General features: G+C 66.1%; 1 protein-coding gene. It reads left to right on the plus strand.

Translation table 11 applies throughout. From position 1 onward, the window contains the following. The coding region (locus XI06_RS12880; protein ID WP_271605477.1) for a DUF3363 domain-containing protein at positions 1–855 on the plus strand (855 nt) is incomplete at both ends.

Raw genomic sequence — 855 nt, forward strand, 5'->3', positions numbered from 1 at the left:
AATTCGCTGGAGAAGGAAGTCACGGCGGAGCGATGGACGCGGCTCGATCGCGAGATCCGGCTGGCAGCCGACGAAACCGGCTACATCGATTTGCGCCCCGAAAACCCTGGCATGCCCAACTCAGAGATCCGGCGCCTGATGATCGGCCGCCTTCAGCACCTGAAGAAGATGGGCCTTGCCGCACCCGCCGCGTCAGGGGAATGGATGGTCGGGCTCGAGGCCGAGCGCAGCTTGCGCGACCTCGGTATGCGCGGTGACATCATCAAGACCATGCACCGCGCCTTTACCGAGCGTGGGGAAGCGCGCGGCGTCGCTGATTTCGTCATCGAGGGCGGCCAGCCCACATCCCAGCTTGTCGGACGACTGGTCGACCGGGGACTGCATGACGAACTGACCGGCGAGGCCTATGCCCTGATCGACGGAACGGACGGACGCGCGCACCATGTGCGATTTCGAGGGCTCCAGGCTTTCGAACATGCACCGCCGGTCGGCGGCATCGTCGAGGTCCGACGCTTGGGGCAAGCCGGCGATCCGCGACCGACCGTGGTGCTAGCGACCCGTTCCGATCTCGATCTCGGTGGGCAGATCACTGCAAAAGGGGCCACCTGGCTCGACCACAGGCTGGTCGAATGCGACCCCATGCCGCTTGCCACGGGTGGGTTCGGCCGCGAGACCCGCAACGCCATGGAAGCCCGTACCGAGCATCTGATCCAGCAGGGTCTGGCGCGGCGGCAGGGCCAACGCATCATCCTGCAGCGCGATCTCCTGGACACGTTGCGCAGACGCGAACTGGACGAGGTGGCAGCAAAGGTCTCGGCTGACACCGGCCTGCCTCGCGTGAATGCCGCCTCCGGG

The sequence above is a fragment of the Bradyrhizobium sp. CCBAU 11434 genome (genome assembly GCF_028128895.1).
Lineage (GTDB): Bacteria > Pseudomonadota > Alphaproteobacteria > Rhizobiales > Xanthobacteraceae > Bradyrhizobium > Bradyrhizobium zhengyangense.